Source organism: Pseudomonas pharyngis, assembly GCF_021602345.1.
Lineage (GTDB): Bacteria > Pseudomonadota > Gammaproteobacteria > Pseudomonadales > Pseudomonadaceae > Aquipseudomonas > Aquipseudomonas pharyngis.
In genome coordinates this window covers 154,972-171,040 of the sequence record NZ_BQID01000013.1, presented here as the reverse complement: position 1 = coordinate 171,040, position 16,069 = coordinate 154,972, and the positions used below count along the sequence as shown (strand labels likewise).

The following is a 16,069-nucleotide window of genomic DNA, read 5'->3' as shown; positions in this document are numbered from 1 at the left end:
GTACGCAGCGTCGTTCCGGCGGCACCAACTACGCGGCACTGGCTTCGCTGGGCATGATGGCTTTCCAGGCGTATCAAGCCTGGCAACGCAGCCAGGCGTCCGCCGCGCCGCAGCAAACTCCGCAGACTGCGGACCTGTTGTCCGGCCCGCAAGTCGAAGAGCACAGCCACGCCGTTCTGCGTGCGTTGATCGCGGCGGCCAAGGCTGACGGGCGGATCGACGAGTCGGAAAAACACCTCATCAGCAGTGAAATCGGCAAGCACACCGATGACCCGAACCTGCAGCAATGGCTCGACGACGAGGTCGCCAAACCGCTGGATCCCACCGAAGTGGCGCAGGCGGCGCAGAACGATCCAGCCATGGCCGCCGAGATGTACCTGGCCAGCGTGATGCTGGTGGACGATCAGCAGGACGCCGAGCGCAATTATCTGGATGAACTGGCGGCGGCGTTGCAGATCGACCCCGAGTTGCAGGTTCACCTCGAACAGCAGGCCAAGGGCACGGCCTGACCCTCTCCTCTCAAAGCCTTCGACCGTTCCGTTCAAGCAAGGAGCGAGCCGAAGGCTCCGTCCGTCAGGGCAATTTTCAAGCCGATTGAATTTTTGACGCGCCAAGCCTCTCTGCTTCATTAGAGGCGAGTGACTGAGCGTCCTGCCAATCGATCGAGAATATTGCCATGACTGTCCTGACTCACCTGCAAGCTGGCCCCGCCCCATCGCGTCCGCTCGACTCTCTGACTGAGTTGCGGCGTATCCATGAAGCACTTTTATCCGAGGAACATCCGCAGCCGCTGGCGCGTGCCTTTCTGGAAGATCAACTGCTGCAAGCCGCGCAGTTGGAGGATGAGCTGCCATCGGACCCCGCGCAGTGGCATGCCTGGGTGGCCGAGCACTGTGCCGATGTCGCCCGGCAATACGCCGACTACCTGCAACAACGCAAGGCTGGAGGCGCGCGGCAGTTCTTCAGTTGCAAGGCTCATGCGCTGTATTTCCTGCAAGCGGTGGCGCCGACCAAACTGGTCGATGGCGCCTGGCTCTACGGCTTGCTCGGACAGTGGCGCGATCCGCGCTTCAGCAGCCTGATCAGCACTTATCTGGAAGAACTGGGCGAGGGCAATCCGGCCCAGAACCACGTCGTGATCTACCGCCAGCTGCTCGCCGAACAGGGCCTCGAGCCGGGCAGTCCCCTGCCCGACGAACGCTATCTGCAAGGCGCGCTGCAATTGGCCCTGGGTGCCGGCGGCATGGATTTTTTGCCGGAGGTGATCGGTTACAACCTTGGCTACGAACAACTGCCCTTGCACCTGTTGATCAGCAGTTACGAGCTCAGTGAACTGGGGATCGATCCGTACTATTTCACCCTGCACGTGACCATCGACAACGCCAGCACCGGCCATGCGCAAAAAGCCGTGCAGGCCGTTCTGGATCTGCTGCCTCTGGAGGCTGATCGCCGCGATTTCCTGCGCCGGGTATCGCTGGGCTATCGGCTCAATGACCTGGGACAGGGCAGCCGCGCAATCATCGAGGGGTTCGAGCTGGAGCGCGAACTGTTAGCGATGCTTGAACGCAAGTGTCCGTTCGCTCAACACATGCACTCCGACTATTGCCGCTTCGAAGGCAAGACCGTCAATCAGTGGCTGGCCGATCCGCAGCAGCTGTCCGGGTTCCTGCAGGCCATGCAGGACAAGGGCTGGATCAAGCGCCACCAAGATCCACAGGGCAGCCGCTTCTGGCAATTGATCGATGGCGATGGCGCGGCGATGTTCGGCGTGTTCAGCGCCTATGAAAAACAACTGGTGCACGACTGGATAGCCGGTGACTGGATTTCTGCGGACAAAGCCGTCGCATTCCGCCGCCGCCCCTCAGTCCCTGCGCCGATCGAGGTGCCCGAACAGGACCCCGATGTGCAGCGCCTGAATGCGGCACTGCAAGGGCAGGACGTTCACAGCCAAATCGCAACGTTGATCCCCTGGCTCGCACCGGCCCGGCACGCGCATCCGGCCGGGCTGCTTGCCACTCGCCATTTCATCCAACTCAAATCTGGCCTGCGTTAAGGAAATCATCAATGAATCAGGAAGAACAACTGTCTGCCAACGATCTGGTGCTGCTGCAACTGGGGAGGCGCCTGCAGGCCGACGGCTATCGTTTCATCACCCCGACGCCGCTGACCCATCAACGGGTCAATCAGCGCGACGAAGGGCAGGCCGCCGATTGCCTGCGGGATGTGTTCGGATGGTCGCGCCCGTTCGAACCGGGCCTGCTGTCTGCCGATGAACAGCGACAATTGCAGGACGCTCAGGTGATTGACGCATTCGACGGGCGCTTGAAGAGCCGGGTGCGCTGGTCGAGCCTGGATGACTTGCTGTTCGTGCATTCGGGGTTTCCCACCGATGCCGCCGATTCGGTGTTCTTCGGCCCGGACACCTATCGCTTTGCCCAACTGATCCACAGCCATTTGCAGCAGAACTTTGCGCCTATTCACCGGGCGGTGGACATCGGTTGTGGCGCCGGAGTCGGCGCGATCCTGATTGGCCGTGCCCGGCGCGAAGCGCAAGTGCTGGCGGTGGATATCAACCCCGCTGCGCTGCGCCTGACCACGATCAACGCGGCGCTGGCCGAAGTGGCCAACGTCGAGGTGCGCGCCAGTGATGTATTGCAAGGCGTGGACGGTGAATTCGACCTGATCGTCGCCAACCCGCCGTACATGGCCGATCCGGCCGGACGAGCTTACCGCCATGGCGGTGGGACGCTGGGGGCGGGGCTGTCGTTGCGCATCGTCGAACAGGCGCTCAATCACCTGACCCCCGGTGGTTCGCTGCTGCTGTACACCGGCGTGGCGATGGTCGATGGCCGCGATCCTTTCCTCGACACGGTATTGCCACGGCTGGATGAAAAACGGTTCGGCTGGACCTACCGCGAACTCGATCCCGATGTGTTCGGCGAAGAGTTGCTGAATCCCGGCTATCAGCGCGTCGACCGGATTGCCGTGGTCGCGCTGACGGTGACTCGAACAGGTTGAAACAAGGCAGGTGCAGGATGAGCAGGAATCTCGACGACTACAACCGGATGCGTGACTTCTCGGCGACCTCGGAACCGGCAGCCGACCACCGACGGGGCAAGAAGCTCGGCGGTGAGCAGGCTTTGCAATTTTGCATCCAGAAGCATGACGCCTCGCACCTGCATTATGACTTTCGCCTGGAACTCGACGGTGCGCTCAAGAGCTGGGCGGTGCCAAAAGGCCCGTCGCTGGATCCCAAGGTCAAGCGGCTGGCGGTGCACGTCGAGGATCACCCGCTGGACTATGCGACGTTCGAGGGCAGCATTCCCGAAGGGCATTACGGTGCCGGCGATGTGATCGTCTGGGATCGCGGCGTGTGGATTCCGCTGGAAGAACCGGAGAAAGCCTACGCCAAGGGCAAGCTCAAATTCGAACTGCGCGGCGAGAAGCTCGCCGGGGTTTGGAACCTGGTGCGCACCCACATGCCGGGCAAGAAAGAGCAGTGGTTTCTGATCAAGCATCAGGACAGCGCCGCACGCCCGCAAAGCGATTACGACGTGCTGGTCGCCGAGCCCGACAGTGTGCTCAGCGAGCGCACGATCGTCGACAAACCCCGGCTCAGTGCGAAGCAGGTCAAACCACTGAAAGGCCCGGCGAAAGCACCGCGCAAGCCAGCTTCGGGCAAACTCACTGGCGCCCACAAGGCGAGTATCCCGGCGCAGTTGAAACCTCAACTGGCGACTCTGGTGGAGAGCGCGCCGGAAGGGGATTGGCAATACGAAATCAAGTTCGACGGCTATCGAATCATGGCGCGTATCGATCAGGACCAGGTGCAGTTGTTCACCCGCAATGGCCATGACTGGACGCACAAATTGCCGAAACAGGCGCAAGCCCTGGCGGCGCTGGGCCTGGAGTCGGCGTGGCTGGATGGTGAGATGGTAGTCGCCGACGCGGACGGCGTGCCGGACTTTCAGGCCCTGCAAAACGCGTTCGATTCGGGACGCAGCGAAAAAATCGTCTATTACCTGTTTGATCTGCCGTATCTGAACGGTGTCGACCTGCGCGAGGTGCCGGTGGAGGAACGGCGCGCAGCGCTGGCCACTGTTCTGAAAAACCATCAAGACCCGCTGCTGCGTTTTTCCGAAGCGTTCGACGAAACCCCGCAGGCGTTGCTCAACAGCGCCTGCCAGATGCGCATGGAAGGCCTGATCGGTAAACGCCTCGGCTCGTCTTACGTGTCGCGCCGCAGTAGCGACTGGATCAAGCTCAAGTGCAAGCATCGCCAGGAATTCGTGATCGTCGGCTATACCGATCCGAAAGGCGCGCGCAGTTCATTCGGCGCGTTGCTGCTGGGGCTGCATGATCGCGACAGCGGCGAGTTGCGTTACGCCGGAAAGGTCGGCACCGGATTCAATGAAACCACTCTCAAGAGCATCCTCGCGCAGTTGAAACCGTTGCGAGTGAAAAAACCGGCAGTGGCCAACCCGCCCACAGGGTTCGAAGCCAAGGGTGTGCACTGGCTCAAGCCGAGTCTGCTGGCGGAAGTGGCCTTCGCCGAAATGACCCAGGACGGCTCAGTGCGTCACGCCGTTTTTCATGGCTTGCGCGACGACAAACCGGCCAAGGACATCACCGAGGAGCGCGCCAAGCCCATGAAGACTTCAAAGACTGAATCTACCTCGCCGTCGCAATCCGGCCTGGCCGACGGCAAGGTGCGGATCACTCATCCCGACCGGGTGATCGATCCCATTAGTGGCACCACCAAAATGCAGCTGGCCGAGTATTACGCCAGCGTCGCCGAATGGATTCTGCCGCAGCTCAAGGACCGCCCGGTAGCGCTGGTGCGCGCCCCGGACGGTATCGCCGGTGAGCTGTTCTTCCAGAAAAACGCCGAGAACCTGGCGATCCCCGGCATCCGCACGCTCGACAAGGAACTGACCGGCCAGCCGGTGATGCTGATCAACAACGCCGAAGCCTTGATCGGCGCGGTGCAGATGAGCACGGTCGAGCTGCACACCTGGAACGCTACCACCACCGATCTGGACAAGCCCGACCGCTTTGTCCTCGACCTCGACCCGGACCCGGCGCTGCCGTGGAAAAGCATGGTCGAAGCCACAGCACTGACCTTGACCGTGCTGGATGAGCTGGGCCTCAAGGCGTTTCTCAAGACCAGCGGCGGCAAGGGCATTCATCTGGTGGTGCCGCTGACCCGCAAGCATGGCTGGGACGAGGTCAAGGATTTCAGCCACGCCATCGTCACGCACATGGCGAAATTGTTGCCGGAGCGTTTTTCTGCGGTGTCCGGGCCGAAAAATCGCGTAGGGCGGATCTTCATCGATTACCTGCGCAACGGCTTGGGCGCCACCACCATTTGCGCCTACGCGGCGCGTACCCGTGAAGGGTTGCCGGTGTCGGTGCCGCTGTTTCGGGAGGAGGTCGGCGAGATCAAAGGTGCCGATCAATGGACCGTGCACAACGTTCACGAACGGCTGGCGGACGTGGGCGATGAGCCTTGGGCGGATTTGAAGAAAACCCGGCAGAGCATCACGGCCGAGATGCGCAAGCGGGTGGGCATAAAGAAATGATCAGGTGTCGCGCAGCAAGTCGTGGGCGTTGAGCAGATCGAAGGCGACTTGCGGATTGTTTTCCAGGCCACGGCGGATGGCGGCCGGGATGGTTTTTCGGGTTTTGCGGCAGAGCCCTGGAAGCTCTTCGACCTCGATTTCGATGCCGCCTCGCACAGTCCGCACTTCACCGAACTTTGGCGCGATCAGCACCCGAATGCCTAGCTGATCGAACATCTTGCCTTGCAGCCGCTGGAGGTCGGCGAGGTCTTTGAGGTTTTCCAGTCGCTCGATCAGACGCTTTTCTTCCTCGCGGGTCAGCAACAGGATGCGCACATCCGCGCCGGGCGTATCCAGCAGCGGATCACGCCCGCAGATGCACAGACCCGGCGGGCAAGGGGAGCGGAGTGAGGCGGAAATCGTCATGGCCTCCATCATAGAGGCCGTTCGACGGTTTTGCCCATGGTCGTTCGCCAGCCGTCCATCGGCAGGGCGTAACGGTGGCAAGTCCGTCAGCCACCATCATCATCGAACGTGCCGTGGTTACTGCGACAGACCTTCGTACTGAACCAGGATGGCATTGGCCAGCTCTTCATCGCTGGCGTTCAGGCCAGGATTGTCCTGACGCACCTGCTGCAGTACCGATTCGAGGTACACGCCACGGATCGTTCCACCGCTGGCGACGAATGCCGACAAGTCGTCACGGGCCGGAATCACCATTTTGTGATCCTTGAACGTGGAATACAGCGAGGCGGAAACGCCGGCCGAAGTGGCGACATCCCCCGCATCCACGCGGGCGAAAGCCGAACCGAAAGGCAGGCACAGCATAAGAGACGAAACCAGTAGTAAACGACGCATGACGGTGTTCCTCCAGCAGCGTAAAGCGAAAAGGAAGTACCACATAATGTGAGAGGTGTCGGCGGGCACGGGAGTTCCGTAAGTCGGCTCAGGCCGTAGGGGGCGGAATGAGAACCGTCGCACAGTGCGGCATTTTTACTGGATGTAACGAAACACGCTGAGACGCTCTAACGCAGCGGGTTCATGGAAATAGGCTTAACTGAAGCGTTGAAAGGCGCCGCGTGGCGCGACCTGGGAGGAAATCACGGTGTCGATCAAACTGCGTTTGGTGTTGCTGATTGCGACCAGCCTGCTGACGGCGCTGATCGTGAGCCTGGTCAGTTACGTCGGCAATCAGCGGATGGCTTCGGCGGTCAGTGACAACGCGGTCAGCATGAGCGCGCTGCGCAACCACATGGAAGCCGACATGATGCACGACGCCCTGCGCGCGGACGTGTATTCGGCGATGCTGGTGGGGCTGGGCAAAAGCACCAGTTCGGCGGACGAGATGCGCAGTTCGGTCGAAGAGCATGCGGCGCATTTTCGCGAAGTGCTGGGTGAAAACCTCAAGCTGCCGGTCAATCCGACGATCAAGTCCGCGCTCGAGCAGATCAAGCCAAGCCTCGACACCTACATCAGCGCCGGCGAGCAGATCGTCGGTCTTGCACTGGAAAATCCGGACAGCGCCCAGCAGCAACTGGGGACCTTCAATACCGCGTTCAGCCAGCTCGAAGAACAGATGGCCGCCCTCAGCGAGCTGATCGAAACCAATACCCGGCACACCAGCGAAGGCACCGAGGCGGCGATCCACAATGCCAATATCGCCCTCGGCATTGTCCTGGTCGCCAGTCTGTTGCTGCTGTTGGCCCAGGGCCGGTGGGTGATCCTGAGCATCATGGGGCCGCTGAAATCCGCCAGCCGCATCGCCGAAAGCATCGCCCATGGCAACCTCAGCGAGCCGATCGCCGAACCGTCCGGCAAGGACGAAGCCAGTGCGCTGATCCGCACGCTGGCCACGATGCAGCGCGACCTGCGGGACATGATCGACGTGGTGCGACGCAACGCCCACGGCGTCAGCGGCATGAGCGAACAATTGAGCCACGGCTGCCATCAGGTGGCCGACAGCAGTCAGCAGCAAAGCACCGCCGCCGGCACCATGGCCGCCGCCGCGAGCCAGATGACCGCGAGCATCGAGGAAATCACCCGGCACGCCGAGCGTGCACTGGACATGGCCAGCCAGGCCGAGTCACTGGCGAAGAACGGCGGACAGGTGATCCATCAAGTGGTCAGCGACATGGACGACATCGCCCGTTCCGCCCAGCAATCGGCGCAGGTGATCCGCACCCTCGATCAGGAGTCCGAAGGCATTTTCAACATCATCCAGGTGATCAAGAGCATCGCCGACCAGACCAACCTGCTGGCGCTCAACGCAGCCATCGAGGCAGCCCGGGCGGGCGAGCAGGGCAGGGGCTTTGCGGTGGTGGCCGATGAGGTGCGCAGTCTGGCTGCGCGCACCAGTGCGTCAACTCAGGAAATCGCCGCGATGGTCGCGCGCATCCAGAACAGCACCCGCGAGGCCGTCAGCAGCATGGAGGCGGGCGTCGCCCAGGTCGACAAAGGCATGGCGGTCACAGCCGACGTCGAGCGCGCCATCCGCGAAATCCTCGACGCCACCCTGAGCACCACGCAACTGGTCAACGACATCACCCGCACCATCGGCGAACAGAGCCAGGCCAGCAACGAAATTGCCCATCAGGTGGAGATGATCGCGGGCATGTCGGAGGGCAACAGCAAGGTCATCGGCCAGACGGCCAATACCACGGACGAACTGTCGAGTCTGGCGGGGCGGCTGGCGCAGTCGGTGGATCGGTTTCGGTTGTGAGAGCAGGCTCTGCCGCCGCATTGGCGGCAGAGCTCATGCATCAGAACTTGTACGCCTGACGCCCCACCAGCAACCACTTGCCAGCCTGCTTCTGCCAGATCTGGAAGTTCTCGATTTCCGTCGGCACGACTTCGGTGCCTTTGAGGGCCTGCGCCGAGAAGTGATGGCGTACCAGCGCGGTATCTCCGGACAGGGTGATGGTCTGGTTTTGCATCTCCAGGGTCTTGAACGCGCTCTTGCCGGTTTCGATATCGGCGATGAAGGCTTTCTTGTCCTGGATCTTGCCGCTGGAGTGGCCGTAGGTGAGGTTGTCGGCGGTCAGGGCGTTCAGTTCGGCGATGTCCTTGTGCAGCATCGCCTGGGTCAGGTGATCGACGGCCTGGGCGACATCCTGTTCCGCCGGGGCGGCGGCGACGTAACCACTGAAGAGGCAGGCGAGAACGAGCAGCAATCTGGTTTTGTTCATGGGTATTCCTTGTTGTTGTAGGTTTCGGAACGACTGGATCATTTGTCAGTCGTCGTACAACTTAGCAGGAATTCATCGGCGTTAGAAAGCGCTTGAGGAACCAATCGAAAACTATCCGGTCGCGAACAGACGCGCGGGTTTGCCATGACGTGATATTCTTCGCGCCACTTGTTTTGACCCAATTCAGTCTGGTGCGCTTTTCGGCGGGCCAGGCAGAACCCCTGTCGCTCAAGTAGCTGAAGCCAATAATGATAAGAAGTCAGTTCAGAAGGGACATATAACTGAGGTCGACAATGCCTGTCGGCCTTGTGTGCCCACCCGTCAAAATTGAAGTGTGCCGGAACCCGCGACGCTGGCCTGAGTGTCGCGAAAGAGGGGACCTCATACGTACAACAGCGGCGGGCGGAAGGCGTTTTATCATAGGTGCAACGGATGTTTAAAAAAGTGAACACAGCCTTGCTGGGGCTGGCTTTGGCGATGGGGATGTCTTCCGCCAATGCCGAGGAAGCAAAGAAAGTCGACGTCCTGCTGATCGGCGGCGGCATCATGAGCACCACCCTGGGTGTGTGGATCAATGAGCTGGAACCGACCTGGTCGATGGAAATGGTCGAGCGCCTCGATGGCGTCGCCCTGGAAAGCTCCAACGGCTGGAACAACGCCGGTACCGGTCACTCGGCGCTCGCCGAGCTGAACTACACCCCGGAAGACGACAAGGGCAATGTCACCATCCCGAAAGCCGTCGAGATCAACGAAGCGTTCCAGGTCTCCCGTCAGTTCTGGGCCTGGCAGGTTCGTCAAGGCGTCCTGAAGGACCCTCGTTCGTTCATCAACACCACTCCGCACATGAGCTTCGTGTGGGGCGATGACAACATCAAGTTCCTGAAAAAGCGCTATGAAGCCCTGCAAGCGAGCCCGCTGTTCGCCGGCATGCAGTACTCCGAAGACCCGGCTGTGATCAAGAAGTGGGTTCCGCTGATGATGGAAGGGCGTGACCCGAACCAGAAAATCGCGGCCACCTGGAGCCCGCTGGGTACCGACATGAACTTCGGCGAAATCACCCGCCAGTTCGCCGGTTACCTGCAGACTAAGCCTAACTTCAACTTGAAGCTGTCGAGCGAAGTGCAAGACATCACCAAGAATGCAGATGGCACCTGGCGCGTCAGCTACAAGAATCTGAAAGACGGCACCAAGACTGAAACCGACGCCAAGTTCGTGTTCATCGGCGCCGGCGGCGGTGCCCTGCACCTGCTGCAGAAGTCCGGTATTGAAGAAGCCAAGGAATACGCTGGCTTCCCGGTCGGCGGTTCGTTCCTGGTGACCGATAACCCGGCCATCGCCGAACAGCACCTGGCCAAGGCCTACGGTAAAGCTTCGGTTGGCGCGCCTCCGATGTCCGTTCCGCACCTGGACACCCGTGTCCTGGACGGCAAGCGCGTCATCCTGTTTGGCCCGTTCGCGACTTTCAGCACCAAGTTCCTGAAAGAAGGTTCGTACCTGGACCTGCTGACCAGCACCACCACCCACAACATCTGGCCTATGACCCGGGTCGGCATCAAGGAATACCCGCTGGTCGAGTACCTGGCCGGTCAACTGATGCTGTCGGATGAAGACCGTCTGAACGCGCTGAAGGAATACTTCCCGAACGCCAAAGCCGAAGACTGGCGCCTGTGGCAAGCCGGCCAGCGCGTGCAAATCATCAAGCGTGATGAAGCTGCTGGCGGCGTGCTGAAACTGGGCACCGAAATCGTTGCTTCCAAAGACGGCTCCATCGCCGGTCTGCTGGGCGCATCCCCAGGCGCATCGACCGCTGCACCGATCATGCTGAGCGTGCTGCAGAAAGTCTTCAAAGACAAAGTCGCCAGCCCTGAGTGGCAAGCCAAGCTGCACCAGATCGTTCCAAGCTACGGCACCCAGCTGAACAACGATCCAGCCAAAGTGGTTGAAGAGTGGGCTTACACCGCCAAGATCCTGCAACTGCCAACCCCTCCGGTGATTGGCCAGGTTGCAGCTCCAGCGGCGGACGCCTCGGCTGAAAAAGCCCCGGCGCCGAAAGAAAGCGCTGCACGTGACATGGCTCTGTAACTAGACGCCAGACACACGAAGCCCACTGAACCGGCGACGGTCAGTGGGCTTTTTTGTGTCCGGGTTTCAGGCCTTGGCGGCCGCCAGATAAGCTCCCAACCGCCGTCCCATCTCTTCGCCCAACGCCTGCAACCCACTCAACGGCCGCACCATCACCTCGAACTCGACGATCTTGCCCTGTTCATCGAAACGAATCATGTCGATGCCCTTGAGCTCTTTCGCTCCGACTTTGGCGCCGAATTCCAGCACCACATTCAAACCGTCGGCCGTCGCCAGTTCACGGTGGTATTTGAAGTCTTCAAACACTTCGAACACGGTATTGAGGATCATCGCGACCACCGGCGCGCCTGGATAAGGCGTGTGGGCCATGGGCGAGCGGAAAACCGCTTTGGGATCGAGCAGTTCTGGCAGGGCCTTGAGGTTGCCGGTGCGGATCATCTCGTGCCAGCGGTTCAGGGATTCGGCGGCGTTTGGGTGCAGGTTCAAATCGGACAAGGTTTCACTCCTGTATTTTTTGTTGTTTTTGGCGCGGCGCCCATGACTCTAGATCAAAGCGGCGCAATGGAAACCCTCTGTACCGATCTGAATATCGACCCATGCGCCAGCCCGATCCATCTGATCCGCTTTTTCATATCGAATCTGCATCTGTAACCATCTCAGCCACGGGCCCAAAATGGCCCTGCCGTTCGGCCATACGCGACGCGCTTCATTCCGAAGCGCCCGGTGCGCCGGACATTGAGTATTCAGGAGGCCTTCATGGCTAAGATGGCGATTTTCCTCGGCGGCTTTCTTGTGTTGACCATCATGATTGGCGTTCTTGCCACGATTTCTCCGGTCTGACTATCCGACGTCGAGTTGCGACTTGCAGTGCTCTTCGACATTTTCGGATGACACCGGATCAAGGCGCCCCGAACAGCATCGTCCAGTAAACCCCTTCATCACTGCGCGCCTCACTGGCAAACCCGGCGCCGACCTGGGTGAACATCGGGTTCATCAGGTTTGCGCAGTGTCCGGGGCTGGCCAGCCAGCCGGCCATGGCCTTGCCCGGTGAGCTTTGTCCGGCGGCGATGTTTTCGCCGATCTGCCGGCCACGGTAGCCGGCCGCACGGGCGCGATCTGCCGGGCCGTCGCCGTCCGGGTCGCGGTGGGCGAAGTAGTTGCCGTAGGCCATGGCCTTGCTGTGCCCCTGGGCGGCGGCGCCGAGCGCCGGATTCCAGCTCAAGGGCCGGGCGGCGGCGAAGCGCTGGCGACCACACATTCGCGGTCGGGCGCGGGCGGCGTTGACCTCGGCCAGCAAGGCCTTGCCGACGCTGCGGGTGTCGCCGACACGACTGTCAAGCACCGGCCGGGCCAGCACCACTTGCCATTCGCTGCGGGCGCGGCTGATGCCGATGTCAGCGTATTGACCGTCCAGTAGTGCGCCGCAGTAATCGCTTTGCAGCAGATCGAACGCCTCTTCGGCGTCCTGCGCGCCGACAATCCGGATGCTGCGCACCGCCACGGCTGCGTAGCCGGAATCTTTCAATCGTTCGCGCAATCCACCGCCGTAGCCATAGCCGACCGGCAACGCCAGGTTCGACTTCAGTGTCAGCGGCGCCAGCCGTTGGGCCGGGCGTCGGTCACATCGTTGCGGATGGGCGCGGTAGTCATTGATGGCGGCCACCAGTTGCCGCTCGGCACCGGCGTGGGCAGAGGGGGCGAGCAGGGGAGAAAGGATCAACAGGCACAGCGAAACGAAGCGAGACGAACGAACGGCGTGGCGCATGGGACGCAAAGCTCTGAACAAAAACAAGGCTGAAGGAAAGTGAACCGCAGAACGCGGCGCGGGTAGGACTGGCCTTTTTGCACTTGGTTCACGAGGCGACGCCGGGTTTCTACGGCTGCCGACGAAGTACTCAGCGATTCAACGCATCCTCGATCCATTGCAGGTATTGCGGCCGTTCGGAAATCGAATTGTGCGCCGCGTCCGCCACCACTTTGAGCGTGGCCACACCGTCGGGGAAGCTGTGCAGCAAGCGTTCGGTGCTGGCCCGTGGAATCACCTCGTCGTCGCTCGCCGCCAGCAGCAGCGTCGGCACGCGGATGTGCGCCGCGTACTGGCCCGACCGGAAACGATCCTTGAGCAACCACTGCACCGGCACCCACGGGTATTGACGGGCGGCGATTTCCTCGAGGCTGTTGTAAGGCGTGACCAGAATCAACCGTTCCACCGGTCGCTGGCTGGCCAGCCGCACCGCGACGCCGGAACCGAGGCTGCGCCCCAGCAGCGCGACCTGAGGATGACTGGCATACACCTGATCGAACAGCGCCAGCGCATCCTCGGCAATCGCCGCTTCGGAGGGCGAACCGCCGCTGCCGCCAAATCCCCGGTAATGCAGCAAATACAACGAATAGTCAGGAAACGCCTCGGAAAACTCCGGCAGATTGCGCGAAACATCCTCGGCATTGCCGCCGAAATAGATCAGCGCTCTGGGGCCGGCGCGCTCGCGCACCGTCACGCGGATCTCGGCGTCGTGCATGGCCAGCGTCAACCGTGACTCCGGCGAATCGAGGCTGGCGGGCTGCGGAAAATAAATCAGCGCCCGCTGAAACACGAACAGCGCCGCGCACAGGATCAAGTACACGGCGAGGATCAATGCGACGAGTGACAACAGGGTTCTGGACATTCGACTAACGTTAACCGGGCGCGCAGGTTGGCTGTCGCAGTGTAGTCCAACGGTTTTGCGGGCTGCATCAAAACACAAGGTGCAACAGATCCACAGGGCAAGGGCGCCAGCATGAACCACACTGAGGGATATTCCCGCCGCCGGTTGCTGACACTGGCAGCCGGCGTGTCAGCGGTTTTTACCTTTGACCGGGCGCTGGCCGCCATTACGTCGCCGAACGCCACAGGAGCCCAGACCATGCAGACCCGCGCCATCCCTTCGAGCTCCGAGCCACTGCCGCTGGTGGGGTTGGGCACTTATCGCGGTTTCGACGTCGCCCCTGGCGATCCGGTCTACAAGCAATTGCCGGCGGTGCTCGGCGAGCTGTTCAAAAAGGGCGGCACGGTGATCGACAGCTCCCCCATGTACGGCCGCGCCGAAGAAACCACCGGTGAATTACTGTCGATCCACGAACCGCGCTCGCCGGCATTTCTGGCGACCAAGGTCTGGACCCGTGGTCGCGAGGAGGGCATTGCGCAGATGGAGCAGTCGTTCAGCCTGCTGCGCACCGAGCGCATCGACCTGATGCAGATCCACAACCTGCTCGACTGGCAAACCCATCTGCCGACCCTGCGCGACTGGAAAGAGCAGGGCCGCATCCGCTACATCGGCATCACCCACTACACGCCGTCGGCCTATGACGGGGTCGAAGCGGTGCTCAAGGCCGAGCCGCTGGATTTCCTGCAAATCAACTACGCGCTCGATGATCGCGGGGTCGAGAAGCGCATCCTGCCACTGTGCCGCGAACGCGGGGTGGCGGTGATCTGCAACCGGCCGTTCGGTGGCGGCGACCTGCTCGCGCGGCTCAAGGGCAAACCGCTGCCGGGTTGGGCAGCTCAGGTGGGGGCGAAGAGCTGGCCGCAACTGGCACTTAAATTTCTGCTGGCGCATCCGGCGGTGACCTGTGTGATTCCCGGCACCAGCAATCCGCTGTACATGGCCGACAATGCCGGTGCCGGGTTCGGGCTGATGCTGACCGATGCGCAGCGTCAGCAGTTGATTGCGCTGGTGGACTAGACGGTTTCAGCCTTGATAGCGCAGCGCCGCCAGCAACAATGCAAAAGCCGGCGCTGTCTGGCGCCGGCTCGGGTAGTAGAGGTGATATCCGGAAAACACCGGGCACCAATCCTCCAGTACTTGTATCAGGCGACCTTCAGCCAGACAGGGGGCGACGATGTTCTCCGGGATGTAACTCAGGCCGAAACCGTCGAGTGCGGCGTCCAGTAATGGATAGACGCCGTTGAGGGTGACCTGTCCACAGACTCGCACCTTCAGGCGTTCGCCATCCTTCTCGAACTCCCAGGCGTATAGACCGCCGTTGGTAGGCAGGCGCAAGTTATTGCAAGCGTGGTCGGTCAGATCACGCGGGGTTTTCGGTACGGAACGTCTGGCGAAATAGGCGGGCGAGCCGACCACCGCCATGCGCATGTCCGGGCCGATACGAGTGGCGATCATGCCTTGTGCGACATCCTCGCCCAGCCGTACGCCGGCATCGAAACCCTGACCTGCGATGTCGACGAAACTGTAGTCGCAGCTGACTTCGACGGAGATGTCCGGGTATTGCATAAGAAATTCTTTGAGGACCGGTCGCAACAGCCAGTTCAGCGAGTGATCGGTGGCGCTGAGACGGATCTTGCCGGCGGGCGTTTCCCGCAGGTTGCTAAGGGCGGCCAGTTCCGATTCGATCTCTTCGAAGCGCGGGCCGATGGTTTGCAGCAAGTGCTCACCAGCCTCGGTGGGAGAGACACTACGGGTGGTGCGGATCAGCAGGCGCAGGCCCAGCCGGGTTTCAAGGCTGCGGATCGTATGACTGAGCGCCGACTGCGAAACGCCAAGTTTGGCAGCTGCTTTGGTGAAACTGCGCTCACGCGCCACGGCGAGGAAAGCGAGCAGATCACTGGCATTTTCCCGAAGCATTAATGAGTACCCTGCATAAGTTTTTTTGAATTCTAGTCGATTATCTGAAGAGTCGGGCTGGTTAAAGTGGAGGCTGTCCCTTTTCTGGAGAGCCTCAACATGAATCCGATCGCCGCTTCGGCGCTGACCCTTTCCCTGCTGGCGGGCGAAGTCCAGGCCAGCGAAACATCTCGCGTGACCGTTACCCCCAACGGCTCACAACCGTCGGCCAAAGGCCCGAGCGACTGGTTTACCGGGACGGTACGGGTCGATGCGCCGTTCAAGGGCAGCGATGCGGCGCGGATCAGCGGCGCCACCGTGACCTTTGAGCCGGGAGCGCGTACGGCGTGGCACACCCATCCGTTGGGGCAAACGCTGATTGTTACCGCTGGGTCAGGCTTCGTGCAGGAATGGGGGCAGCCGGTGCGGGTGATTCGGCCAGGCGACACCGTGTGGATCGCGCCCGACGTGAAGCATTGGCACGGTGCGGCGCCGACCACGGCCATGACGCATATCGCCATTGCTGAGGTGCTTGATGGCAAAGTGGTGGACTGGATGGAGCAGGTGGGAGAGTCGGAGTATCCCGACCTCCGATAATCAACAAGTCGCCCACGGTGAGACCGAACGTCTTCACCGTGGG

At 61.3% G+C, this 16,069-nt stretch carries 15 protein-coding genes and 1 pseudogene; 9 read left to right on the top strand and 7 right to left on the bottom strand.

Annotation, left to right across the window (positions count from 1 at the left end; all coding sequences use genetic code 11):
* The 4 genes from L6D74_RS23910 to ligD form a co-directional block, all read left to right on the top strand.
* On the top strand, positions 1-509 hold a 509-nt coding region (locus tag L6D74_RS23910; RefSeq protein ID WP_236190694.1), incomplete at its 5' end, for a tellurite resistance TerB family protein.
* A gap of 167 nt (positions 510-676) precedes the next feature.
* Positions 677-2,053: an iron-containing redox enzyme family protein gene (locus L6D74_RS23905; protein WP_236190693.1), complete on the top strand. Its 1,377-nt coding sequence runs from the start codon at positions 677-679 to the stop codon at positions 2,051-2,053.
* Positions 2,054-2,064: 11 nt separating this feature from the next.
* The gene (locus L6D74_RS23900; protein WP_039770963.1) at positions 2,065-3,018 is read left to right on the top strand and encodes a methyltransferase; all 954 of its coding nucleotides are present in this window, start codon (positions 2,065-2,067) and stop codon (positions 3,016-3,018) included.
* A gap of 17 nt (positions 3,019-3,035) precedes the next feature.
* A complete protein-coding gene (ligD, locus tag L6D74_RS23895) occupies positions 3,036-5,582 on the top strand; it encodes a DNA ligase D (protein WP_236190690.1) in 2,547 nt (848 codons plus the stop codon).
* Here the strand turns inward: ligD and L6D74_RS23890 are convergent, their stop codons facing one another.
* Together L6D74_RS23890 and L6D74_RS23885 are read right to left on the bottom strand one after the other, a co-directional pair.
* Complete coding sequence (locus L6D74_RS23890; RefSeq protein ID WP_236190688.1) at positions 5,583-5,987, bottom strand: hypothetical protein; 405 nt, start codon at positions 5,985-5,987, stop codon at positions 5,583-5,585.
* Between the two features lie 117 nt (positions 5,988-6,104).
* Positions 6,105-6,419, bottom strand: coding sequence for a DUF2388 domain-containing protein (locus L6D74_RS23885; protein ID WP_011333537.1), 315 nt, complete (start codon positions 6,417-6,419; stop codon positions 6,105-6,107).
* Positions 6,420-6,666: 247 nt separating this feature from the next.
* On the opposite strand from L6D74_RS23885, the pseudogene L6D74_RS30185 reads away from it, so the two are divergent.
* Positions 6,667-7,425: pseudogene (locus L6D74_RS30185) on the top strand (MCP four helix bundle domain-containing protein); the annotation flags it as partial.
* Positions 7,417-8,280 (top strand): methyl-accepting chemotaxis protein, encoded by an 864-nt coding sequence (locus tag L6D74_RS30180; RefSeq protein WP_373874487.1) that lies wholly within the window; start codon positions 7,417-7,419, stop codon positions 8,278-8,280. The pseudogene L6D74_RS30185 and the gene L6D74_RS30180, both read left to right, overlap by 9 nt.
* A gap of 40 nt (positions 8,281-8,320) precedes the next feature.
* Here the strand turns inward: L6D74_RS30180 and L6D74_RS23875 are convergent, their stop codons facing one another.
* Positions 8,321-8,746, bottom strand: a complete 426-nt coding sequence (locus L6D74_RS23875) for a nuclear transport factor 2 family protein (protein ID WP_221399367.1) — start codon at positions 8,744-8,746, stop codon at positions 8,321-8,323.
* A 432-nt stretch (positions 8,747-9,178) separates the two neighbouring features.
* Between L6D74_RS23875 and mqo the strand changes: the two genes are divergently transcribed.
* Positions 9,179-10,828, top strand: coding sequence for a malate dehydrogenase (quinone) (gene mqo / locus L6D74_RS23870; protein WP_236190685.1), 1,650 nt, complete (start codon positions 9,179-9,181; stop codon positions 10,826-10,828).
* Positions 10,829-10,894: 66 nt separating this feature from the next.
* Here mqo and L6D74_RS23865 read toward each other — a convergent pair whose 3' ends face one another.
* From L6D74_RS23865 to L6D74_RS23855, 3 genes are all read right to left on the bottom strand, one after another.
* Positions 10,895-11,323 (bottom strand): nuclear transport factor 2 family protein, encoded by a 429-nt coding sequence (locus L6D74_RS23865; protein WP_236190683.1) that lies wholly within the window; start codon positions 11,321-11,323, stop codon positions 10,895-10,897.
* A 403-nt stretch (positions 11,324-11,726) separates the two neighbouring features.
* Positions 11,727-12,593, bottom strand: coding sequence for a CAP domain-containing protein (locus L6D74_RS23860; RefSeq protein WP_236190681.1), 867 nt, complete (start codon positions 12,591-12,593; stop codon positions 11,727-11,729).
* A gap of 130 nt (positions 12,594-12,723) precedes the next feature.
* The gene (locus tag L6D74_RS23855) at positions 12,724-13,494 is read right to left on the bottom strand and encodes an alpha/beta hydrolase (RefSeq protein ID WP_236190680.1); all 771 of its coding nucleotides are present in this window, start codon (positions 13,492-13,494) and stop codon (positions 12,724-12,726) included.
* Positions 13,495-13,605: 111 nt separating this feature from the next.
* On the opposite strand from L6D74_RS23855, the gene L6D74_RS23850 reads away from it, so the two are divergent.
* The gene (locus L6D74_RS23850; protein WP_236190678.1) at positions 13,606-14,550 is read left to right on the top strand and encodes an aldo/keto reductase; all 945 of its coding nucleotides are present in this window, start codon (positions 13,606-13,608) and stop codon (positions 14,548-14,550) included.
* 6 nt (positions 14,551-14,556) lie between these two features.
* Here L6D74_RS23850 and L6D74_RS23845 read toward each other — a convergent pair whose 3' ends face one another.
* Complete coding sequence (locus L6D74_RS23845) at positions 14,557-15,450, bottom strand: LysR family transcriptional regulator (protein ID WP_236190677.1); 894 nt, start codon at positions 15,448-15,450, stop codon at positions 14,557-14,559.
* A gap of 99 nt (positions 15,451-15,549) precedes the next feature.
* Between L6D74_RS23845 and L6D74_RS23840 the strand changes: the two genes are divergently transcribed.
* Positions 15,550-16,026, top strand: coding sequence for a (R)-mandelonitrile lyase (locus tag L6D74_RS23840; RefSeq protein ID WP_236190675.1), 477 nt, complete (start codon positions 15,550-15,552; stop codon positions 16,024-16,026).
* Positions 16,027-16,069: the final 43 nt, after the last annotated feature.